The organism is Tepidibacillus sp. LV47 (genome assembly GCF_048381575.1).
Classification (GTDB): domain Bacteria; phylum Bacillota; class Bacilli; order Tepidibacillales; family Tepidibacillaceae; genus Tepidibacillus.
Genome location: NZ_JBLWIF010000010.1, coordinates 36,206 through 57,592 on the forward strand (window position 1 = coordinate 36,206; position 21,387 = coordinate 57,592).

25 protein-coding genes are annotated in these 21,387 nt (G+C 35.4%); 1 reads left to right on the top strand and 24 read right to left on the bottom strand.

Features of this window, described 5'->3' with window-relative positions; translation table 11 throughout:
* Nucleotides 1-185: 185 nt before the first annotated feature.
* The 11 genes from spoVG to metG all read right to left on the bottom strand — a co-directional run bounded on the left by spoVG (nt 186) and on the right by metG (nt 8,916).
* A complete protein-coding gene (spoVG, locus tag ACMW72_RS10645; RefSeq protein WP_418368820.1) occupies nt 186-464 on the bottom strand; it encodes a septation regulator SpoVG in 279 nt (92 codons plus the stop codon).
* Between the two features lie 116 nt (nt 465-580).
* Nucleotides 581-955: a RidA family protein gene (locus ACMW72_RS10650; protein WP_418368821.1), complete on the bottom strand. Its 375-nt coding sequence runs from the start codon at nt 953-955 to the stop codon at nt 581-583.
* Between the two features lies 1 nt (nt 956).
* Complete coding sequence (gene purR, locus ACMW72_RS10655) at nt 957-1,787, bottom strand: pur operon repressor (RefSeq protein WP_418368822.1); 831 nt, start codon at nt 1,785-1,787, stop codon at nt 957-959.
* A 70-nt stretch (nt 1,788-1,857) separates the two neighbouring features.
* Entirely contained in the window at nt 1,858-2,712 is an 855-nt protein-coding gene (gene ispE / locus ACMW72_RS10660) for a 4-(cytidine 5'-diphospho)-2-C-methyl-D-erythritol kinase (protein WP_418368845.1), read from the bottom strand.
* Between the two features lie 111 nt (nt 2,713-2,823).
* Nucleotides 2,824-3,009: a small, acid-soluble spore protein, alpha/beta type gene (locus ACMW72_RS10665; RefSeq protein ID WP_418368823.1), complete on the bottom strand. Its 186-nt coding sequence runs from the start codon at nt 3,007-3,009 to the stop codon at nt 2,824-2,826.
* An 89-nt stretch (nt 3,010-3,098) separates the two neighbouring features.
* Nucleotides 3,099-3,371, bottom strand: coding sequence for a biofilm formation stimulator Veg (veg, locus tag ACMW72_RS10670; RefSeq protein ID WP_418368824.1), 273 nt, complete (start codon nt 3,369-3,371; stop codon nt 3,099-3,101).
* Between the two features lie 85 nt (nt 3,372-3,456).
* Entirely contained in the window at nt 3,457-4,353 is an 897-nt protein-coding gene (gene rsmA / locus ACMW72_RS10675; RefSeq protein WP_418368825.1) for a 16S rRNA (adenine(1518)-N(6)/adenine(1519)-N(6))-dimethyltransferase RsmA, read from the bottom strand.
* Nucleotides 4,354-4,911, bottom strand: coding sequence for a ribonuclease M5 (gene rnmV / locus ACMW72_RS10680; RefSeq protein ID WP_418368826.1), 558 nt, complete (start codon nt 4,909-4,911; stop codon nt 4,354-4,356).
* An 83-nt stretch (nt 4,912-4,994) separates the two neighbouring features.
* On the bottom strand, nt 4,995-6,044 hold the full coding sequence (locus ACMW72_RS10685; protein ID WP_418368827.1) for a ubiquitin-like domain-containing protein: 1,050 nt from the start codon (nt 6,042-6,044) through the stop codon (nt 4,995-4,997).
* An 87-nt stretch (nt 6,045-6,131) separates the two neighbouring features.
* A complete protein-coding gene (locus tag ACMW72_RS10690) occupies nt 6,132-6,896 on the bottom strand; it encodes a TatD family hydrolase (RefSeq protein WP_418368828.1) in 765 nt (254 codons plus the stop codon).
* Nucleotides 6,897-6,909: 13 nt separating this feature from the next.
* Complete coding sequence (gene metG / locus ACMW72_RS10695) at nt 6,910-8,916, bottom strand: methionine--tRNA ligase (RefSeq protein ID WP_418368829.1); 2,007 nt, start codon at nt 8,914-8,916, stop codon at nt 6,910-6,912.
* Nucleotides 8,917-9,372: 456 nt separating this feature from the next.
* Here metG and ACMW72_RS10700 point away from each other — a divergent pair, with 456 nt between their 5' ends.
* The gene (locus tag ACMW72_RS10700) at nt 9,373-9,621 is read left to right on the top strand and encodes an AbrB/MazE/SpoVT family DNA-binding domain-containing protein (RefSeq protein ID WP_418368830.1); all 249 of its coding nucleotides are present in this window, start codon (nt 9,373-9,375) and stop codon (nt 9,619-9,621) included.
* A 41-nt stretch (nt 9,622-9,662) separates the two neighbouring features.
* Here the strand turns inward: ACMW72_RS10700 and rsmI are convergent, their stop codons facing one another.
* From rsmI to ACMW72_RS10765, 13 genes are all read right to left on the bottom strand, one after another.
* Complete coding sequence (rsmI, locus tag ACMW72_RS10705; RefSeq protein ID WP_418368831.1) at nt 9,663-10,553, bottom strand: 16S rRNA (cytidine(1402)-2'-O)-methyltransferase; 891 nt, start codon at nt 10,551-10,553, stop codon at nt 9,663-9,665.
* A gap of 11 nt (nt 10,554-10,564) precedes the next feature.
* Nucleotides 10,565-11,308: a tRNA1(Val) (adenine(37)-N6)-methyltransferase gene (locus ACMW72_RS10710; RefSeq protein WP_418368832.1), complete on the bottom strand. Its 744-nt coding sequence runs from the start codon at nt 11,306-11,308 to the stop codon at nt 10,565-10,567.
* Nucleotides 11,309-11,529: 221 nt separating this feature from the next.
* Entirely contained in the window at nt 11,530-11,874 is a 345-nt protein-coding gene (yabA, locus tag ACMW72_RS10715; RefSeq protein WP_418368833.1) for a DNA replication initiation control protein YabA, read from the bottom strand.
* A gap of 17 nt (nt 11,875-11,891) precedes the next feature.
* On the bottom strand, nt 11,892-12,701 hold the full coding sequence (locus ACMW72_RS10720; protein ID WP_418368834.1) for a PSP1 domain-containing protein: 810 nt from the start codon (nt 12,699-12,701) through the stop codon (nt 11,892-11,894).
* A 5-nt stretch (nt 12,702-12,706) separates the two neighbouring features.
* Nucleotides 12,707-13,687 carry a DNA polymerase III subunit delta' gene (gene holB, locus ACMW72_RS10725; protein WP_418368835.1) on the bottom strand — a complete coding sequence of 327 codons (981 nt, stop codon included), beginning with the start codon at nt 13,685-13,687 and terminating at the stop codon, nt 12,707-12,709.
* A gap of 22 nt (nt 13,688-13,709) precedes the next feature.
* Nucleotides 13,710-14,153, bottom strand: coding sequence for a YaaR family protein (locus ACMW72_RS10730; protein WP_418368836.1), 444 nt, complete (start codon nt 14,151-14,153; stop codon nt 13,710-13,712).
* A 13-nt stretch (nt 14,154-14,166) separates the two neighbouring features.
* Nucleotides 14,167-14,496, bottom strand: a complete 330-nt coding sequence (locus ACMW72_RS10735) for a cyclic-di-AMP receptor (RefSeq protein WP_418368837.1) — start codon at nt 14,494-14,496, stop codon at nt 14,167-14,169.
* Nucleotides 14,493-15,158, bottom strand: a complete 666-nt coding sequence (gene tmk / locus ACMW72_RS10740; RefSeq protein ID WP_418368838.1) for a dTMP kinase — start codon at nt 15,156-15,158, stop codon at nt 14,493-14,495. The genes ACMW72_RS10735 and tmk overlap by 4 nt, the downstream gene beginning before the upstream one ends.
* Before the next feature lie 12 nt (nt 15,159-15,170).
* Entirely contained in the window at nt 15,171-16,637 is a 1,467-nt protein-coding gene (locus tag ACMW72_RS10745) for an aminotransferase class I/II-fold pyridoxal phosphate-dependent enzyme (protein WP_418368839.1), read from the bottom strand.
* A 130-nt stretch (nt 16,638-16,767) separates the two neighbouring features.
* Complete coding sequence (locus ACMW72_RS10750; RefSeq protein ID WP_418368840.1) at nt 16,768-16,947, bottom strand: sigma factor G inhibitor Gin; 180 nt, start codon at nt 16,945-16,947, stop codon at nt 16,768-16,770.
* A 64-nt stretch (nt 16,948-17,011) separates the two neighbouring features.
* Nucleotides 17,012-17,872, bottom strand: a complete 861-nt coding sequence (locus tag ACMW72_RS10755) for a hypothetical protein (RefSeq protein WP_418368841.1) — start codon at nt 17,870-17,872, stop codon at nt 17,012-17,014.
* A gap of 341 nt (nt 17,873-18,213) precedes the next feature.
* Nucleotides 18,214-20,415 (bottom strand): YhgE/Pip family protein, encoded by a 2,202-nt coding sequence (locus tag ACMW72_RS10760; RefSeq protein WP_418368842.1) that lies wholly within the window; start codon nt 20,413-20,415, stop codon nt 18,214-18,216.
* 213 nt (nt 20,416-20,628) lie between these two features.
* The gene (locus ACMW72_RS10765; RefSeq protein ID WP_418368843.1) at nt 20,629-21,195 is read right to left on the bottom strand and encodes a TetR/AcrR family transcriptional regulator; all 567 of its coding nucleotides are present in this window, start codon (nt 21,193-21,195) and stop codon (nt 20,629-20,631) included.
* Nucleotides 21,196-21,387 lie beyond the last annotated feature (192 nt).

A 21,387-nucleotide genomic window follows, 5' to 3' on the forward strand; every position in this document is an offset into this window, starting at 1 on the left:
ATCAAATATTCCATTTAGACTATATATCAATTATGTAACGTTTTCAAGAAAAAATGGTGTATAGATTTTTTTGGTAATGATTTCACATTTAAAAATAAAAAGCTGTTGACGATTTTGCCAACAGCGTAACCCTTAAATATATGTATGTATCTAATATATCTATCTTGTATGATAAACCTTTTTTATTAAGCTCCTGCAACTAATTCTTGTTCACCAACACGCTCATACTCTGCAAGAACAGCTTTTTGAATCTTTTCCCGTGTCGCCGAAGTAATAGGATGAGCAATATCACGGAATTCCCCATCAGGAGTTCTTTTACTAGGCATTGCAACAAACAAACCATTATTGCCATCAATCACACGAATATCATGAACGACAAATTCGTTATCGATCGTGATTGAAGCAATCGCTCTCATACGTCCTTCCGTGTTGACTCGGCGGAGTCTTACGTCGGTCACTTCCATTCTTGTTCACCACCTTTAACCTTTTTTCCGAGCTTATCATCTATATTCTATAAACTTTAATAAAGTCCTGCTAATAATGACAAAAAAAGAAATTTTTTTGTAAAATAAATGATGTTTCAGCGAATCAAAGCAATACACTCTATTTCAATTTTTACATCTTTTGGCAATCTAGAAACTTCAACAGTGGAACGAGCAGGTTTATGATCCTGAAAAAATTGAGCATACACTTCGTTCATTTCTTGAAACTCACCTAAATCTTTCATAAAAACGGTAACTTTCACTACATCTTTTAAAGTTAATCCTTTTTCTTTTAAGATTCCCTGAATATTTTTGAATACTTGTTCTGTTTGTTCTCTTATTGAAGTTGCGATCAATTCTCCTTTAGGTGTTAAAGGAATCTGTCCAGAAACAAAAAGAAAAGGATTTGCGACGATTGCTTGACTATAAGGACCAATTGCTTCCGGGGCATTTTGACTTGAAATTTTCTCCATGTTATCTCTCCTCCTTACTAAAAAAATTTCCTAAAGTTACTTTGATCTGTTTCTCTTTTTCATTCACTTCTTCTAAACGAGCTAATGAAATATAATCTTCGACAAGACGTTCGCTAGTTCCTTCTGCTTCTACAAACACGCCTATGCCTTTTATATGCGCATTAAATTCTTTCAATAAATCGATCATTCCTTTAACCGTCCCTCCAGCTTTCATAAAATCGTCAATAATCAGTACATTGGCCCCATCTTTCATCGCTCTTCTCGCAAGGGACATCGTCTGAATCCGTTTGGTTGAACCGGAAATATAATTGATCGTAACAACTGACCCCTCTGTGACTTTACTATCTCGGCGAACAATCACCACAGGGACATTTAAGTAATTAGCCGTAGCATGGGCTAAGGGAATCCCTTTTGTTTCTACGGTTACGATCACATCAATCTTATCATGGCGAAAAGCAGAGGCAAACATCCTGCCAATTTGTCTTAAAACATGAGGATCACCGATAATATCTGACATATAAAGATAACCACCTGTTAGTAAACGTTCTCCATTCGATAAGGACTCGCAAATTTTTAAAATCTCTTCTTTTGCTTTTTCCTCCGAAATGGAAGGTATAAATTTCACCCCTCCAGCTGCCCCAGCAATTGTAATCAATTCGCCAATTCCTTCTTCTTTTAACATTTCATGAATGATGTCGATATCTTCGCTGATCGAAGATTTGGCCGATTGATATCGTTCGGAAAAAAAGGATAAGGGAATTAATTCTTGAGGATGATTTAAAAAATATTGAGTTAAATCAACAATTCTCGCACTTCTCCGTAACTTTTTCATAATTCCCTCCAAAAAAAACGAATATTTAAGACTAAATATATCATTAATATACGCCATTTTCTACAAGTTTTTATCTTAATAAACGTACCGCATAAACCTCTTTGCAAAATCCACGCAAACCATTATAAATTCGTTTCATTTTCGATTCTTTATTTGTTAAAGCAAACACCGTTGGCCCGCTTCCAGACATTAACACTCCATCTGCACCAAATTGTTGCAACAGTTTTTTTAGCTGTTTTACTTTCGGATGAAGTTTAAAGGTCACCTCTTCAAGAACGTTTGCTAAAAGTTGACTGATTTGCAGAAAATCCTGTCGTTCAATCGCTTGAATCATTTCCTTTGTTTTTGGGCGTTCCTTTATTTCCTCTAAATTCAATGTCTCATAAACATCTTTGGTCGAAACGCTAATTGGCAATTTTGCTAAAATGGCCCATCCTGGGGGAACAGGAGGTAGTTTTTTAATTTTCTCCCCTCGCCCGGTTGCTAGAGCTGTACCTCCAACTACACAAAAGGGAACATCTGACCCGATTTCTTCACCAATCTTCATTAACTCTTCTTCCGTTAAATTTAAATTCCATAAACGATTTAATCCCCTTAAAGCAGCTGCTGCGTCACTGCTTCCTCCTGCAAGCCCAGCGGCAACCGGAATATTTTTTTCTAATACAATATGTACTCCCCGTTTTATATGATATTTTGTTTTTAAAAGATAAGCGGCTTTATATACTAAATTTCGCTCATCATTGGGAACAATCCCTGAATTGGACTCTAATAAGATTTTGTTTTCCTCTATATCTTCAAAAGAAAGCCGATCAGCTAAATCGACCATCGTCATAATCATTTCCACTTCATGATATCCATCTTCTCGTTTTCTTAGAACATCGAGTGTTAAATTGATTTTAGCTGGTGCTTTCTCCCAAACTTTCATCATACCACCGTCCATCTTAACTGTGTCAATTATACATTTTAGCATTTTTTGTTAATGCGATAAAGAAAAAGCTAGAGAAAATCTTTTTTTCTCTAGCTTGTCCACCTTATTTTATGAACGACCCATTTCAGTCAAACTTTTTTCAGCAATCTTAATTGCTTTTTTGACCATGTTTCCAGCATCACGAGTGGTAATTCCACCCCAACCTTCTTTTTGGACCGTCTCATAAAAACCAAGTTCTTTTGCTAACTCTTCTTTAAACTGTTCAGACATCAATCCCCTTCTTTTTCGACCCAAGGTAGAAAACCTCCTTATCGGCGGACACTTTTAGTATGTGTAAAATGAAGAAAAATAAAAAGTAGAACACAATTTGCGCTCTACTTTCATTAATGATGGGATCCGATCCGGACTAATCCATCACTTGTATATACTGTTAATTCAACTGTTTCTGTAAGTATATCGGCATAACTGTATGATACACGTTTAAAGGAATGCTGTTCTTCATCTAATTTTACAATAAAAACGGAAGGATAGGTTTGTTCTAAGATGCCCGTGCGCTCAATCGTCTTTCGCCTTCCACCATTTGCCTTAAGTAAGATCTTCTCACCAACGTAACTTTCTAAGTCACGTTTAATGGCACCTAGAGGATTATTAGCCATTGTTTCACTACCACCTCTTTCCTGTCCACATTATAACACATAAGATATAGCTTGTCAAATAAAAAAGATATTATAGCTGTTTTATCTAGATATTGTCAATATGATTTTTTTCGTTCAACTTTTTTGCCAAAAGATTACTTAATTTGGCATATTCTTTGATATCGAGAGTTTCTGCCCTTCGATTCGGATCGATGTCAATTGACCTTAAAAAGATTTTTAATTGTTCTTTTTGACCTTTACCGATTAAATTATGAATGAGATTGTTCAAAATCGTTTTTCGCCGATTGGCAAAACTGGCTTTGATGACCCGAAAGAAAAACTCCTCGTCTTCCACTTGAACAGGAGGGTGTTTACGAATTTTTAATTGAATGATCGCGGAATCAACATTGGGGTTTGGCACAAAAACAGTTTTCGGAACATAAAAGATAATTTTTGCCTCAGCATAATAGTGTACGGCTAAAGTGAGGGTGCCATAATCCTTACTGCCTGGTTTTGCCTGAATCCGTTCTGCCACTTCTTTTTGAATCATTACCGTAATGGAATCAATATGCAGTTTTTCTTCTAATAACGACATAATAATCGGTGTAGTGATGTAATAAGGTAAGTTAGCAACAACTTTAATCGTTTGAAATCCTTTTAGTTGATGGAGGATTAATTCTTTTAATGATAACTTTAAAACATCACCATGAATCAATTTAATATTTCCATAAGTAGATAATGTTTCTTGCAGAATTGGAATCAGTCGCTGATCGATTTCAATCGCCACAACTTTCCCAGCTTTTTCAGCTAATTTTTGCGTTAAGGCACCGATCCCCGGGCCAATTTCGATCACGCCTACTGATTCATCAATCGCTGCTATTCTAACGATCTTATCCAAGATCGTTGGTTCAATGAGAAAATTTTGTCCTAAACTTTTCTTAAAATGAAAACCGTATTTTTTTAAGATCTCCATCGTTTTTGTTGGTGTTGAGATTTCTTCCATCTATTCATCTTCCCTCTTTTTCAGGTGTTTGAGCGCTTCGTTAAATTCTTGCTCACTGATTTGAAACATTTTTAACCGTTTATAAAATTGCTTTGCATTTCCATAACCGATACCTAAATATTGACCTAGAAACAAACGTTTTTGTTTCGCATCTTCCCCACCAATTAGACCTTCTTCCATTATTCGTTCCCAAGTTATCGTATTTTCTTGATCTTGATTTACCCATTCTGTTTTTGCTTCCTTTAAGGCTTTAATAATAGCTTCTTTTGTAGCACATTCCACTCCAATCTTCCCGTTTTTAGTCGCTTCTTCCCTTGTTAAAAAAGCATGTTTCACCCCTGGTACCATTTGACTAATGGTTTTACGAATCTTCTCCCCAGGATAGTCAGGGTCTGTAAAAATAATCACACCGCGAATTTGCTGTGCTTTTTTGATTCGTTGAATGGTCTCTAATGAAAGGGCAGAACCACCGGTTTCAATGGTATCGGCGTCAACCGCCCTTTGAATGGCGATCGTATCATCTCTGCCTTCAACCACAATCACTTCTTTAATTTTCAAGAAAAATCCTCCTATCTACTGGCTTGGATGTTCTAAAAGCTTTTGCATGAAACAAAAAGAAAACTTGGCATACAAAGCCAAGCTTAATCAGGCCGATTAGGCCCTATAATATATACTTTATAACCATATCTTTTACCAAAAGAAAGGGCCGATTCCCTACTATCTACATAGATATCGATCATATTGCCTTTTACAGAACCACCGATATCTTCTGCTCTTCTTAAGCCAAACCCTTCAATATATACCCACCAGCCAAGAGGAATTACATTGGGATCTACCGCAATGGTTCTTCCAGGTGTTGGCCTTGTACCTAGATATGTATAGCCTCCGCCGCTATATTGAGTAATGACCACATTGGCTAACGTTTTCCTTGAACGAAAAGTATAACCACCTCTTGAGACAATAAGTCGATCGATACGAGTACCATACGCAACGATTTGATCATTTTTTTCTTGAACGATATCTTGTTTGATCAATTTCTTCTCAATTTCTTTTCCGTTTTCATAGGTGATCTCATAGAATTTAATAACCTTTCCATTTTTCCCCTTTTTCAATACTTTTTCTACCCCTTTTTGCAAATTCGCATCAGCTTTTCTCACATAACCAAAGGGGATCTCCTCTTCGATTTGCATTACTTTTTTGGTGACTCGCCTCACGACAACCTCCATATGCGGAGTAATCAACGTTTGTAATGTTGGCTGAACTTGATCCAACTTTCCTAATGGAATCTTTTGTTGTTGTAATAGCTCTTCAACGGTCTTTGCCGCTGAAAAAACTTCTTTTTTCTCTCCAGCAATATTGAAAAAAACGGGTTTCGCATATTCGATCCGAATGATTTGCCCTTCTTTTAATGGACTATCTAAGGAAACAGATAATTGATCTTGAGGTTTTAAATCGATTTTTTGTTCCGTTAATAAAGCTTGTACATTCTTCATTGATGTTTTCACTTTTTTTGCTTGCCCATCAATGATCAGGATAATCTCTTTATTTCGTCCTTGAACATACCAAGACATACCGATAATCAGAACGAAGACAATACTGACAAAAACCATCCATTTCTTTTTCTTTAAAAAGGAAAAAAGGGTAATGGCAGCAGCTTTCGGGTTTGCTGTTTGTTGAAACAGTTTGCCCATTATTTCTCCTCCTTTAATAGCCCTCATTGTATACAAAGATACGCAAATTGTCAAACAAATATGCCTTGATCCTCATTGTTTCCCAAATTATAAGCGGAAGATACGTTTTGCATTTTCCGTCGTAATTTGGGCAATTTGTTCAAAGGTCATTCCCCGAAGTTCGGCAATTTTTTCAGCTACATATTTAACATAGGAAGATTCATTTCTTTTCCCACGATAAGGTTCTGGCGTAAGATAAGGAGAATCCGTTTCAATCAAGATCCGTTCGATTGGAATTTTGCTTGCTACTTCCTTGGGTCTTTTCGCATTTTTAAACGTAACAGGGCCACTAAAGGAGATATAAAAACCTTGTTCAATACATTCCATTGCCATCTCCAAGCTGCCGGAGAAGGAATGCATAATCCCGCCAATTTCTTTTACCCCTTCTTCTTTGATGATTTGACAAACATCCTGATGAGCATCCCGATCGTGAATCACAATGGGTAAACCTTTTCTCTTGGCTAATTGAATTTGGCGGCGAAATACTTGTTGCTGTATATCTTTAGGAGCAAAATCCCAATAATAATCCAGCCCGATCTCACCAATGGCAACAATTTTAGGATGGTTCAGTTGTTCCTCAAGCCAGAGAAAATCTTGATCTGTCATTTCATGGGCATTATTAGGGTGCCAGCCAATCGCACCATATATAAAGTCATATCGATTCACCAGTTCTAAAGTAGATAAAATCGTTTCTTTATTGTAACCAATGTTTATAATGGTTTTCACTCCACGATCAAAAGCCCTCTGAATCACTTCTTCTCGATCTTCAATGAATTTTTCATCGTCTAAATGTGCATGTGTATCGATTAACATCGTAAAACCCCTTTTACTTCACTTGTGATCCATTTGGTATATCTCCAGAAACCGTTGCTAATACCAGTTGATCACCCTGGGAAGCTGCCAAAATCATTCCATTTGAAATCTCGCCTCTTAATTTAACTGGTTTCAAGTTGGTGACACAGATTACCTTTTTACCGATTAACTCTTCTGGCGTATAATATTTAGCAATTCCAGAAACTACTTGTCTTTTTTCATAGCCAAGATCCAGTTGAATTTTTAATAATTTATCCGCATTCGGTATTTTCTCTGCTGCAATAACCTCTGCTACTCGCAAATCGGATTTAAAGAAATCATCGATTGTAATTTCTTCTGTTACTGGTTTTTCCATTATTCCTCCTTCTTTTGTCTCTGTTTGTTTTGCTGCTTCTTTTTTCTTGGCATTTTCTTCTGCTTTTTTTCTTGCTTCAAGCGTTGTTTCATCAATGATTTTCAGTTCTAATTCTATATCTAATCGCGGGAAAATCGCCTCTTTTTTCTCTATTTTTGTTCCTGGTTTTATTACATTCCATTCTTTTGCTTGATCCCACTCCACTATCACACCATTTAATCCAATTTGCTCCCAGATCTTGTTTGGTGTCTTTGGCATAAAGGGTTGAATTAAGATGGAGATCACACGAATACTTTCCGTTAAGTAGTACAATACCGTACCTAAGCGATCTTTTTGCGCTGGATCCTTGGCAAGTACCCATGGCAGCGTTTCATCGATATATTTATTGGTGCGACCAATGAGTTGCCAGATTTGCGTTAAAGCTTGACTAAATAACATCCGATCCAAAGAATTCTCTACACTAATCACTGTATCATAGGCAAAGCGTTTTAATTCTTGGTCGAGATCCATTTCTTCCGTTGGTTGTGGTAAAATTCCATCAAAATATTTTTCGATCATTGCGACTGTACGACTCACTAAATTACCCAGATCATTAGCCAAATCAACATTTAACCGTTGAATAAAAATTTCTGGCGTAAAGACACCATCAGCACCAAAAGGAATTTCCCGCAATAAGAAATAACGCACTCCGTCTGAACCATAGCGGTCGATAAGGAATTTAGGGTCAATGACATTTCCTTTGGACTTGGACATCTTGCCATCAGGCATTAGTACCCAACCATGGCCAAAGACGGTCTTTGGTAATGGCAAATCTAATGCCATTAAAATAATGGGCCAATAAATCGTATGGAAACGCAAAATGTCTTTACCAATCAAGTGAACATCAGCAGGCCAATATTTCTTAAATTTTTCTTGTTCTTTCGGATCGTCGGATAAATAGCCTATGGCCGTGATGTAGTTAGTTAAAGCATCAATCCAAACATAAATGACATGCTCTGGATCGTCAGGAACAGGGATCCCCCAATCAAAGGTACTTCTGGAAATGGATAGGTCTTCTAAACCTGGTTTTAAGAAATTGTTGATCATTTCGTTTTTTCTCGACTCTGGTTGGATAAACTCTGGATGCTCTTCAATGTATTGAAGTAAACGATCCGCATATTTTGACATCCTAAAGAAATAATTCTTCTCTTTTACCAATTGGACAGGTCGACCACAATCAGGGCAAACATACTCCTCTCCTTTTTTCGCCTGTTGTTCTGTCCAATAGGATTCACAGGGAACACAATAATATCCTTCATATTCACCTAAATAAATATCACCATTATCTTTTAACTTCTTAAAAATCTTTTGGACAACCTTTTTATGACGCTCTTCCGTTGTACGGATAAAATCATCATAAGAGATATCTAACTTTTCCCACAGGTCTTTAATCCAATCGACAATAGGATTAATGAATTCAATGGGAGTTAAACCTTCTTCTTGAGCCCGTTTTTGTAATTTTTGTCCGTGTTCATCTGTCCCAGTCAGATAAAAAACATCATATCCTCGTAAACGTTTGTATCTAGCCATTGTATCGGCAGCAATTGTGGTGTACGCATTTCCAATATGAAGTTTATTACTTGGATAATAGATTGGAGTTGTAATATAAAACTTGTTTTTACCCATCTCCATTCTCCTTTCTTCTTTAAAAAACAAAAAACTCCCACCCAGCTTGGGACGAGAGTATACAACTCACGTGGAACCATCCAAATTCCCCTTTATATTCAAAAATAAAGGGCTCAAATAGTTTTTAACAACTAAAACAATATCTCCAGGACTATCTTCGTTTGCTTTGCTTTACTTTATTCACAGCTACCTCCAGCTAAAAAAAAGCTTGGTCAAACTACTCATCCCTTCATCAAAATCCCTATTTATTTTTTACCTTATTATTTTTACTGTATCTTTCCAAAATATACATAATTATTATTCTACTGTCAACTTCTGAATTTTATCACATTTTTTTAACAAAATTCCTATTGACTATTTTGGGAATAGTTGGTACGATTAAGCCATAGGGAATTTTGTCGAATCCTGACGATTCCCTTGAAAAATATCATGAATATTGGGAAGAGGGGTTATAACATGTTAAAATCTACAGGTATTGTTCGTAAAGTGGATGAGTTAGGAAGGGTTGTCATTCCCATTGAGCTTCGAAGAACTTTAGGGATTAACGAGAAAGATTCCTTGGAAATTTATATCGATGGGGAACGGATTATTCTCAAAAAATATGAACCCGCTTGTATCTTTTGTGGGAATGCGGAAAAGGTATTTCACTTCAAAGGAAAAATTATTTGTAGTGAATGTCTAAAAGAGATGCCAAAAGTAGAATAACAAAAAAATGAAAATAAAACCAAAAAGGAAAACTTTTTGGTTTATTTTTTTTTCCTATTTTCAATATGATACGCTTGATATACTTCCCTTTTTGCTAGCTTTCTGTCAACTGAGGTCTTTTTTATCGCTTCTTTTACAGAAAAGCCTTGTTCAATATAATGATCAACATGCTCAACTAAACTTAAGGTGTTCCACCAATTCTCTCCTAGTTGACCTACTGTTTCTTTTGTTGCTCCTTCAATAATTAAAGTGAGTTCCCCCTTTACCTCGTTCTCCTTTACATATTGAATCACTTCATCCAATTGACCACGAATAAATTCCTCATATTTCTTTGTTAGTTCGCGAATCAAAACCATTTTTCGATTGCCAAAGACTTCACGCATTGCTTTTAACGTTTTTTCAATTCGATGAGGTGCTTCATAGAAGATTAAAGTTTCCAAAAAAAATTTGTATTTCTCTAATTCTTGATAAAGCTCTTTTTTTTCTCTTGATAGAAAACCTAAAAAAAGAAAACGCTTTGTGGATAATCCCGATGCGATGAGCGCAGTTAATGCTGCATTGGGTCCAGGAATAGGGGTCACAGTAATTTTCTTTTCAATTGCTTGAACTACCAGCTCATAACCTGGATCGGAAATGGCTGGCATTCCTGCATCACTTACTAATGCAATGTTTTTCCCTTGTAAAAGTAAATCGATCAAATCATCTCCTCGTTGTTGTTTATTATGTTCATGATAACTGATTAATGGTTTTTGAATTTGAAAATGATTTAAAAGTTTAAGCGTATGTCTTGTATCTTCTGCGGCGATCAGATCTACTTCCTGAAGAATACGAAGAGCACGATATGTGATATCTTCTAAATTGCCAATCGGTGTGCCAACAAGATAAAGGATTCCCCTCTCTGCTTCACTATGATAACTTTTTTGGATATTCAATACTCCACACCTCATTCATTTTGATTACCATAATAGATTTGATGGATCTCCTTTGTATATTCCCCATTGTCTCCATAAACAATTAACGGTGGTAAGACATGGAGCTCTTTACCTCCACGTTTTTTGGCTTCGATTAGTACCATATTTGCTTCTTTATGCCGATGCGGATGGACAAACTGAATTTTTTTTGGTTCAATTCGATAATCTCTTAATAATGAAATGAGTTCAACTAATCGCGAAGGCCTATGAACCATCGCCAAGCGGCCGCCTACTTTTAATAGTTGATCACTGATTTGGATCACTTCTTCTAGATTTGTAAGAATCTCGTGACGAGCAATAGCCACTTGTTGATTTAGATTTTGGGTTTGGCCCGTTAAAGGAAGGTAAGGAGGATTGACGGTAACGAGATCAAATACCCCTTTTCCAAAAACTCTCGGTGCTTTTTTTAAATCACTATGGATCATTTTGATTTGCGAGGTTAAGCCATTTAAGGCTATACTTCTGTTTGCCATGTCAACTAGTCGTTCTTGAATCTCAACTCCATAAATGGTAGACGATGTTTTCCTAGAAAGTAATATAGGGATGACCCCATTGCCACTACACAAATCGATGATTTGCCCTTTTCTAGGGACAATTGGGAAATGAGCTAATAGAACAGCATCCATTGAAAAAGCAAAGACTTCTTTACTTTGAATAATTTTTAACGTTTCTGTTAAGTCATCGATTCGTTCGTTTGCATATAGTGTTACTTCCATACATTCACCTTTTTTATCTAAGTTTGCTTATCATGATATAAAGTTTAACGATTTCATGAAATGGCTTGTATGTTCTAACGCTGCCTCTAACCTTACGGCTTTCCGTAAATAAGGTCGGTAGAAAAGCTCGCTCTAAAGAATCAGTTTATAGAACATATAAGCCAAGCTTATTAGGTTTGTATATTCCATAAGCGGCGGCTTTTGAGAGTGTATTTGGATCGTTATGACTTATTTAAAAAAGATAAACAGAATAAACAATCTCCTTCTGTTCGTAAATGGCCATAGTGAACATTGCAAACATGGAATCCTTCTTGATATAAACGGGCTAAATTATCATACCCTTCACCAATGCTTACTTTTCCCTTCTTGTTTGTGCTTTTCGTTTCGTTTGCTTCCGTTACTTGTTGATTCAGCCTTTGCCTTAGGCGTTCATTCTCTAATTCTAATTTATGATTTTCCTCTAGAAGGACAACTAATTTTTGTTTCAATTGACCTAATTCTTGGTACAACTCACCAATTTGTTCTTCAATATAGGTTACCTGTGAAAAAATCTCCTCTTTTCCCACATTCATCACCCCAACGGCTAAAATTCAAGATCACCTTCTACCACATCATCTAAAGGAAACTCCTCTACAAATCCGTCTTCTAATTCTACTTGTACTATACGTTCAAGAATATTTAATCCAACGACGATACCTTTTCCTTTTGATGTGATCACTTGATTACCAATATCAGGCAATTCTTGTTTTCCCGTTTCATAATTATCATTCTCAAATTTTAAACAACACATCAAACGGCCACATAGACCAGATATTTTCGCAGGATTTAGAGAGAGATTTTGATCCTTTGCCATCTTAATCGATACGGGTTCAAAATCACCTAAAAAAGTGGAACAACAAAGCACCCGACCACAAGGTCCAATACCTCCGAGCATTTTCGCCTCGTCGCGAACCCCGATTTGTCTTAGTTCAATTCTCGTTCGGAATACAGCAGCTAAATCTTTGACAAGTTCACGAAAGTCGATTCGGCCATCAGCTGTGAAGTAAAAAATAATTTTGTTCCGATCAAACGTATATTCCACATCAACCAATTTCATCTCTAATCCATGGGCTTGAATTTTTTCAAGACAAATGGAAAAGGCTTCTTTTGCATCAGCTTTATTTTTCTCTACCTGCAAAGCGTCTTCTTCCGTTGCAACACGAATCACCTTTTTAAGGGGGAGAACCACATCTTCTTCTCCTACTGTTTTTTTGCCAATGACAACTTGTCCATATTCAATCCCACGGGCAGTTTCTACAATCGCAAAATTATTTTTTTCAATCTCCAAATCTCCTGGATCAAAATAATAGATTTTTCCTGCTTTTTTAAAACGAACTCCGACTACTGAATACACAATTATTATCCCTCCTGAAGCAATATGACTAATTGCTCCAAAGCTAATTGAGGATGAACATGTGAAGCAATTTTCCGTTTTGTTTCAAGAATTTGTTCGATATAACCTAAAAGCTGACTTTCACTTAGATTCATAGCGTATTGATTTAATACTTCAAGATGATCTTGAAAAATGACCGAATGATGACGATCAAGTCTTATATTTAAAATATCGTGATACCAAATCAATAGTAAATCTAGAAATCTTGGTAATTGTTCTTTGATCTGATCATTTTTTAAGAGCTTTTCTTGAATTGATAATAAGGCTTGAAAAGATTTTGAAAAAATCTCCTTAATCCATTGTATCATTAGGCTTTTCATCTGTGCAAACCATTCAGATTTTACCAATTCTTCCACTTCTTTTACATCATTGGTTAAATGAGCTGCTAATAAAAGCTCTTGTTCAGAATAACCGTCTCGTTTAAGAAGATTTACAATATCCATCGGTTTTAACGACGAAAAATAAAACACTTGACAGCGTGAACGAATCGTAGGTAATACCATATGAAGATTTTCGACTAAAAAAAGAATAGTTACCGCTGAATGGGGTTCTTCAATGAATTTAAGCAAGCTATTAGCTGCAACGGTGGTCAATGTTTCTGCTTGTTCAATGATATAAATCTTTCGTTTTGAATTCATGGCTTTATAATGAAACTGATGTTGAAGCTGGCGAATTTGCTCCATCGTAATCGTTTGTTTCTCTGGTTTTACAAGAATGACGTCAGGATGGTTAAAATGATCAATTCTTCGGCAATGAAGGCAATGATCGCAAGCGTCTCCATTTCCCTTTTCGCAATTTAATGCTTTTGCAAATTCTAAAGCCATCTTTGTTTTTCCTACGCCTTCCTGGCCAACAAAGATATATGCGTGTGCTACACGGTTATTTTGAATGGTTCTTTTTAATTGTTCGGCCACTTTTTGTTGACCAATAATCTGATCAAAAGACATATGATTCACCTTACACGATTTTTTAAAAATAAAGATTGATTAATAAGCCTTTCATTTCTCCAATTTGATCAAGCAAATCGATTTGTTTTTGTTCTTTATCCATAATTAGATTGGTAAGATCGATTAACTTTTGGTCAATTTGTCGAATCACTTTATATTTTTTCCCCCGTCCATATCGATCAAAATGATGTTGATTGTCAAGTTCTAAACCAGAATGTACCGTTTCATCAATAAATGTTTTAATGAGTTCTTTGTATTTTTTTAAATCTTGCAAATTTCTAGTCACCGCTAATTTTTTCCCTTGTTCGTCAATTTGGATCAATAATTGCTCTAGTTTTTCTTTCGTTCGTTTTAAACTTGCTTGAGAAAGGATATCGGAAAATTTAGTGATTTCAGTGCTGCCAATAGGGTTTCTTTCAACCATTCGATAGGATTGAATCGTCTTCATTCCTTGTTGTATCTTCATGTCTCATCATTCCTTAAAATTGTTGAAATTGCTCAATAGGTAAGACAAATACAGTTGCTCCGCCAACCTGAACCTCAACAGGATATGGAACATAAGACTCCACATTTCCGCCTAAAGGAGAGACAGGGGATACTAACTGTTTCCTTGCCTTACAATTATCTTTAATGATTCTCAATACTTCATCTACTCTTGAATCCTCTACACCGATTAGAAATGTGGTATTTCCTGCTTTCAAAAAACCACCTGTACTGGCTAACTTTGTCGCTCGTAAGTCCGCCTTCACTAATGCTGCCGATAGCCGATGGCTATCTTTATCTTGCACAACCGCTACCACCAATTTCATAATGATAACTCTCCTTTCATTAATCTAGATTGAAGAAAGAAGTGAAAATCTGATTTGATTTTCTCAAATATTTGCAAAACAGGTTGGTCTGCATTGATCTTGATGATCCGATTTGGCTCTTCTTTTGCTAAATCCATAAATCCTTGATAAACCCTTTGATGATAAAGGATATCCTTTTGTTCGATTCGATCTAGGTGCTTTTTGTTTTTTTGGTTTCTTTCGATTAATCGTTTTCTCCCTAATTCAGGTTTTATATCTAATAAATAAGTTCGATCCGGCTTTAAATTTGAACTGGCAAAACGGTTAATCTCTTCGACGATTTTACGATCGATTCCTAATCCATATGCTTGGTAAGCGATACTTGCATCAATATAGCGGTCACACAAAACAATCTTACCTTTTTCTAGTGCAGGTAGTATGATTTCATGTACCAATTGAGCTCTAGATGCTGCGTATAATAAGATTTCTGTTTGTCCTTTTAATTCATGATAACTTGGCTCTAAAAGAATTTGGCGAATTTGATTTCCAATCAATGTCCCTCCAGGTTCTCTTGTGGTGATATATTCAAAACCAAGTTCCTTAAGATATTCAGCTAAAAGGGCAACTTGTGTTGTTTTTCCTGCCCCATCTGGCCCTTCAAAGGTAATAAATAACCCTTTCACTTCGTATCCTCCCTACATTTCGTCTACCACCTTGATGATGGAAATGGTTGGATCTGAAATACCTTGAAATTTTGCCCCCATTTCTTTTAACTCTAATAGGTAAGAAATCATTTCTTTGGTAATTCTTTCCCCTAATTGGATGATTGGAATTCCTGGGGGATATGGGATCACCATTTCAGCTGCAATCATCCCAAATGAAGCTTCAAATGGTACAACTTTCTTCTTACCATAAATGATTTGATCTAAAGAAATGAGACTTGTTGACTTTTCATCAATCGGTTTAAGGTTTACTTCCATTTTCGGAATGATTTTTCCTTCTGTTTTTAAAACATCGTAAAAAGAATGATCGATCTTCAATAACGCTTGATATAATGCTTTTATATCATCAAAAGTATTCCCATAAGTCATAATCGCTAAGGTATTAAAGGGATCTGCTAGTTCAGTATAGATATTGTTTTGTTCTAAGCGTTTTTGTAAATCAAACCCAGATAGATTAGGGATACGACTTTGAATGATTTGTTTGAATGGATCTTTATAATATTGACGAGGTAGCAAATGATTCACTTGAATTCCTTGTAACATTGATGCCTCTTTTTCAAACCAATCAATCCCTTCTAAAACCTGAGTAAAAAGCGCTTCCCCTTTTTCTTCTAGTAAACGAGTCGTTAAATCTAATGAAGCCATAATTGGATAAGAAGGGCTTGATGACTGAATCATGGATAAGAAAAACTTGATACGATCCATATCAATCAATGATTGGTGATTTACATGAAGCATAGAACCCATGGTCATCGCCGATAATGTTTTATGAGTCGATTGTACTACAACATCAGCCCCCATTTGAATGGAAGACTTTGGGAATGCTTTGTGAAATCCAAAATGAGCACCATGGGCTTCATCAACTAATAATGGAATCTGATACTGATGCACCAATTTTGCAATTTCTGTTAAATCAATTCCAATCCCATAATAATTTGGATTCATTAATAAAACAGCTTTTGCCTCTTTGTGATCAGCTAATACCTTTTCTATCGTTTTGATACTAACACTTCCAAAAACCCCCAAAGAGGGAATATATTCTGGTTGAACGTAGATGGGGATTGCTTTTGCCAAAATCAATCCGTGGATGACGGATTTATGAACATTTCGTTGAACAATAATTTTATCTCCTGGTTTACAAGCGGCAAGAATCATTGCTAAATTTCCAACCGTACTGCCATTAACGAGGAAAAAAGTCGCTTTTGCTTTAAACACGTTTGCAGCTCTTTTTTCTGAAGCTAGAATTACACCTTCTGGTTGGTGTAAGTCATCAAGACCAGAAAGTTCTGTCATATCAATTTTGAGAATATCTTGAAAGAATTCTCTCCCTAAAGGATTAAAACCTTTTCCCATTTTATGACCGGGTACATGAAAGGGAATGGGATTTTTTTGATAATGGAATTGTAATTGTTCAAATAAATATCGATCTTGCTTCTTCATTCTTTTTCTTTCCTTTGCAAACACGTTCTAATTGTCCTTATTTAATCATACTTTTCTTCAGAAGTAAAAAAAACTCTAATCCGGTAAAAATAAAAATCAGAGACTTACACATCTTGTCTCTGATTTTTTATTACGCATTTTTTAACCATAATTGTTTTAGTTGTTGAATAAAATAGCGATACTTCTCATCTTGAACTTCGGTTTGAACAATCTCTTTCTCACAATTGTCACAAATGAATCCGCCCTGAATGAAGATTCCCTCTTTCTCTTTTTGGCCACACATTACACAAACATATTCAATAGAATTCATGAAACACCTCCTCAAATAATTTGAAAACCATTATCTCCAATTCAGAGCTATTCTATACCTATTTCTATAATAGATCTCTTTGGTAAAAATAGTTCCAGTTAAGTGCTTTCATCTCCTCTTGTTCAAAGAGATAAAAAGGATCAATCATGATCTTTTGCTTCATCTTTTTCTCTACTTTCGTAAGATTAATCGCCATAAATTCCTCTTTCGGTTCCCATAAGATTAAGGCATCCGAATTGTTAGTTGATGAATAGATGTTTGAAATGAACTTTATTTTTTTATGTTGAAAATCCCATAACTGATCTTTAGAATAAATGAATATTTTTTTTAGCGGATATTGGAGAAATATCTTTAATTGTTTTTTTTTAGGTGTTCCCCAAATCGTAATCATTTGAAGTTGAAATCGATTCATCAATTGATGGAGTATCATTTGTACCCAGTTTACATTCATTGGTTTTAATTGAAAAGAAAAATTGTTGCGACCTGAATAAAAAAATAATCCCCTTTTGATCGTTTTTAGATCTATTTCTTCAGCCATCTCCTCTAAATTTTGTTTATAAAAGTCCAAAAATGACGGGTTTTTAAGAATGAGATATAATAACTCGGCTTCTTTTTTGTTGACAAATAAAAAAGGATGATATCGAAAGGAAAGTTTTTGTCTGAAAAAACGAGTATATTTCCCTTTTGGATCCCCACCGAGAATATAAGAATGTTTCCCTTTCCATTTTGTTTTCCCTAAAAAGATCACGTCAATCTCTGGATAATTCCCTTTTATATGCTTTTCTACAAAATCGCTTTCCCCTACATATTGGATATGGGATAAAATGATGATCCCCTTTTTATATTTGTGCGCCCAGTTTTCGAATATGGAAAAGTCCCTTTTTTTCGGAACCGTGTTGATAAGAAAAATTGGAAAATCATCCATACAAAAATCCCCTCAAAATAACAAAACTTTAAACAATAACTTTTCTCTCCTCTTATTGTAAACATGTCCTAGAATTCTTATTTATTCTTCGTATCCATCTAAATCCAATTTTTTATATCCTTTATTCTTACATGTTTTTTCTTTTGCAGGAAAAACTAAGATGTACAATACAAGAGGTGAAATAAATGAATCAACAAATGGTTGATATTCTATTTAATTTCATCATCCCTTTTTTAGTTGTGATTCGAATTCCTTTTCTCTTTGCTGATTTATTGCCAAAACAAATGGAAAAAAAGAAGTAAAAAACAGCCAAGCGTGTAAACTTGGCTGTTTTAATTTAATTAAGCATTGACTGTTGCCTGTCTTTGTTGTTCCTTTAGATAGTTAATCTTCCCTTTAGCTAAAATCACCGTCGTAATAAAAGCTCCAAAAGCAATAAAAAGAAGAACATATACAGTATGCAAAATAGTATTCATATTATTTGCCGATATAATTTCCTTTAACCCTTTTACTGAGTAAGTCATAGGCAGATATGGACTTATATTTTGAAAGAATCTTGGCGTTAATTCTAAAGGGAATGTTCCTGCACTAGAAGTCAATTGTAACATCAAAAGAACGATGGCTAAGAATCTTCCTGCATCACCAAGAATGGAAACAAGCCCTTGAATGACAGCAATAAATGTCATGGATAAAAGAATATTATAGAAATAGAACAATACTGGATGATTTGGATTAAGTCCTAATATAAATTGCAAGACAAAAGATGAGATAATTGCTTGAATAGATCCTATAAAGACTAATGGTACATATTTCCCTAAGACCCATGAACTGGTTCGCAATGGAACCTGATCAATTGCATGAACATCGATAACAAAAAAAAGAACTAATGCACCAACCCATAATGCTAAAGAAATGAAATACGGTGCAAATCCAGTACCATAATTGGGAATAGGGTTGATTTTTTCTGTTATAATTTCTAAAGGCGCTACCATTTGGGCTAATTGTTGATCCGTTGGCTTTTGTTCTTTTATTTTCTCAGCTCCTTCTTTTAATTTTGAATAAAGTGTTCCTGCCCCTTCTTCGATTTCACTAAGCCCTGATTCTAACTGACTGGAACCATCTGATAATCGCAGCAAACCATCATTTAATTGATAAGCTCCCTTCACTGCTTGTTGTACCCCATTTACCCAGTCAGTTGAAGCCATTGCCATTTTACCTTCAGCTTCACCAATCTTTTTAACTCCTACCTCGGCTTTGGTAATCCCATCATATAATTGCCCGATACCCGATGAATATTGCTGGAAGCCGCTCTCAATTTGTTTAGCACCAGTTTGAGCTGTATTGAGTTGTTGGTCTACCTCTTTTAAACCATCTGCTACTTTCGTTTGCCCTTCGATCAGTTTCGGGATTTGATTTTTCGTTTCTGCTAAACCTGCTTCTATTGCCTGTTGACCTGCAATAATTGGATTCATTCCTTGAGATAATTGTCTTAATTGTTCTTTTACTTGATCAGGAGTTAGTAATCCTTGATCGAGCGCCATTACTAATTGGTTAATGGAAGTTTGAACTTGAACCATTCCAGTTGTCGCTTGTTGACTACCTACATGAAGTTGATCAATTCCAGTTTGTAGCTTGTTCAAACCTTGATTGACTTGCATCGTACCATCAAGCAATGGCTTCGTGCCTAACGTTTGGATCATTTTCAATCCATTTGTCAATTTAGATAATCCTTGTTGTAATGTTGGTGTTTTCTCTTTTAATTGGGATAATCCTACCTTGGCCCCTTGAAGTCCTGATGCGATTTGTTGATTTCCACCAGCTGTCTTAGCTAGTCCCTGTGAGATTTGTTTTGCTCCATCTACCAACACTGGTAAACCTGTTACCAGTTTTGCGGCGCCATTTTGAGCCTTTTGAATCCCATTATGCAAATCGCCTACCCCTTGTTGCACCACATTTGTACCATCATGTAATTGTTTAGCTCCATCTGCTGCTTCTTGAAAGCCTGATCGGATATCACCAAAAGCAGAAGCTAATGTATCTAAATATTTTACCGTTAATTTCTCAGATACTTTGTTTTTCAATTGTTCAACTGCTCTTTCCCCTAATTGAGAAGCAAGTAAGTTTCGACTTTCTTTAGGTATATACTCAATCGTAGGTTTAACAGGATTGTTCGATTTGACACTGGCAATTTGTTCTGAGAAATTTTTAGGAATACGGATTAATAAATAATACTTTTCATTTTCTAACCCGTTTATCGCTTCTTCATTTGAGACAAAATGCCAATCTAAATCTTTTTCCTTTTTTAATGAATCCACTAATTCTTTACCAACTTCTAATTTTTTCCCTTCATAAACGGTTCCTTTATCATTATTGACAACAGCTACAGGTAAATGTTCTAAATTCTTATAAGGATCCCAAAAAGCCCATAAATATAAAGAACTATATAATAAAGGCATTAATGCTACTGCAATGATTGCTATTCTTGTAAATCGATTAGACCACAACCTTTTAAATTCGTTTCGAGCACATTGTATACCATTCATAATCTTCACCCCTTCCATAATTTAAACTGACCAGTCAGTGCAAATGATATTTTACTCTCAGGGGCTTACTTGTGTCAAGATGAAGTCTGTTGGGCCATACCAATAAAAAAATGCTAATTCACATGCGAATTAGCATTCTAAAATGATGGGATTTAAAATTAGATTTTCAACTCCTACTTGGAATCCGTTACTCAAGGTTGTTTAATCTCATTATTATTTTTTTAAGCTCTCATGGATCATTGATTGAACATGCTCCGTAATTTGCTTTGGTGAATAATTGAGTTGGCCGAGTAATGTATGTAAACATGTTACACTTATTATCCCAAAAATTGAGGAGGCAGTTAATTCTAAATTCCTTGTACGGTAATCCCCTTCTTGGATTCCTTGTTCAATATAATTTTGCAATAACTTTAGTATTTTTTGTAAACGCTCTCGAAAACGGATTTGCCTTTCTTCGGAACCCCAAACTTCGCTTAAAAGAATTTTCATAAACTGTTCGTATTCAAAAATGTAGTCCACCAAAATTGCAATTGCTTTTTCCAATTTCTCTTTTCCCGTTTTTAAAGATTGAGTACCTTCATTTAAACGTTGTAGTAGATTTTTTATTTCTTCTTCAATTAATGAAAGAAAAATCTCCTCTTTACTAATGAAATGATAGTAGATTGTCCCTTTAGCTACATTTGCTCTTTCCGCAATTTCATCCATTTTAGCCTTTTCAAACCCATATTCTGAAAACACATCAATTGCTGCTTCAAAGATTCGCGATATTTTATTAGACAAACAAACACCTTCTTTATAAAAAGTATTAATCCTCTATTTCGACTCCTAACTAATCGTTTGATAGTATATCTAAACTTATTTATTCAATCAAGCATCAATAGTCTTAATGTCTATATACGAAAAAAGACCACCAAAAAGTGGCCTTATCTTGCCTGGCAACGTCCTACTCTCCCAGGACCCTTCGGTCCAAGT

Coding starts and splice junctions, on each gene's coding strand:
- rsmA (WP_418368825.1), bottom strand. CDS start 4,353: ATGGAAGAAATCTCAACACCAACAAAAACGATGGAGATCTTAAAAAAA.
- ACMW72_RS10735 (WP_418368837.1), bottom strand. CDS start 14,496: ATGAAATTGGTGGTAGCGGTTGTGCAAGATAAAGATAGCCATCGGCTA.
- holB (WP_418368835.1), bottom strand. CDS start 13,687: ATGTCTTTTGATCAGATTATTGGTCAACAAAAAGTGGCCGAACAATTA.
- ispE (WP_418368845.1), bottom strand. CDS start 2,712: ATGAAAGTTTGGGAGAAAGCACCAGCTAAAATCAATTTAACACTCGAT.
- ACMW72_RS10755 (WP_418368841.1), bottom strand. CDS start 17,872: ATGGATGATTTTCCAATTTTTCTTATCAACACGGTTCCGAAAAAAAGG.
- ACMW72_RS10685 (WP_418368827.1), bottom strand. CDS start 6,044: ATGGGCAAACTGTTTCAACAAACAGCAAACCCGAAAGCTGCTGCCATT.
- ACMW72_RS10745 (WP_418368839.1), bottom strand. CDS start 16,637: ATGAAGAAGCAAGATCGATATTTATTTGAACAATTACAATTCCATTAT.
- ACMW72_RS10650 (WP_418368821.1), bottom strand. CDS start 955: ATGGAGAAAATTTCAAGTCAAAATGCCCCGGAAGCAATTGGTCCTTAT.
- veg (WP_418368824.1), bottom strand. CDS start 3,371: ATGGCTAATAATCCTCTAGGTGCCATTAAACGTGACTTAGAAAGTTAC.
- ACMW72_RS10750 (WP_418368840.1), bottom strand. CDS start 16,947: ATGAATTCTATTGAATATGTTTGTGTAATGTGTGGCCAAAAAGAGAAA.
- ACMW72_RS10690 (WP_418368828.1), bottom strand. CDS start 6,896: ATGTTAATCGATACACATGCACATTTAGACGATGAAAAATTCATTGAA.
- ACMW72_RS10730 (WP_418368836.1), bottom strand. CDS start 14,153: ATGAAGATACAACAAGGAATGAAGACGATTCAATCCTATCGAATGGTT.
- ACMW72_RS10700 (WP_418368830.1), top strand. CDS start 9,373: ATGTTAAAATCTACAGGTATTGTTCGTAAAGTGGATGAGTTAGGAAGG.
- spoVG (WP_418368820.1), bottom strand. CDS start 464: ATGGAAGTGACCGACGTAAGACTCCGCCGAGTCAACACGGAAGGACGT.
- ACMW72_RS10760 (WP_418368842.1), bottom strand. CDS start 20,415: ATGAATGGTATACAATGTGCTCGAAACGAATTTAAAAGGTTGTGGTCT.
- metG (WP_418368829.1), bottom strand. CDS start 8,916: ATGGGTAAAAACAAGTTTTATATTACAACTCCAATCTATTATCCAAGT.
- purR (WP_418368822.1), bottom strand. CDS start 1,787: ATGAAAAAGTTACGGAGAAGTGCGAGAATTGTTGATTTAACTCAATAT.
- ACMW72_RS10710 (WP_418368832.1), bottom strand. CDS start 11,308: ATGGAAGTAACACTATATGCAAACGAACGAATCGATGACTTAACAGAA.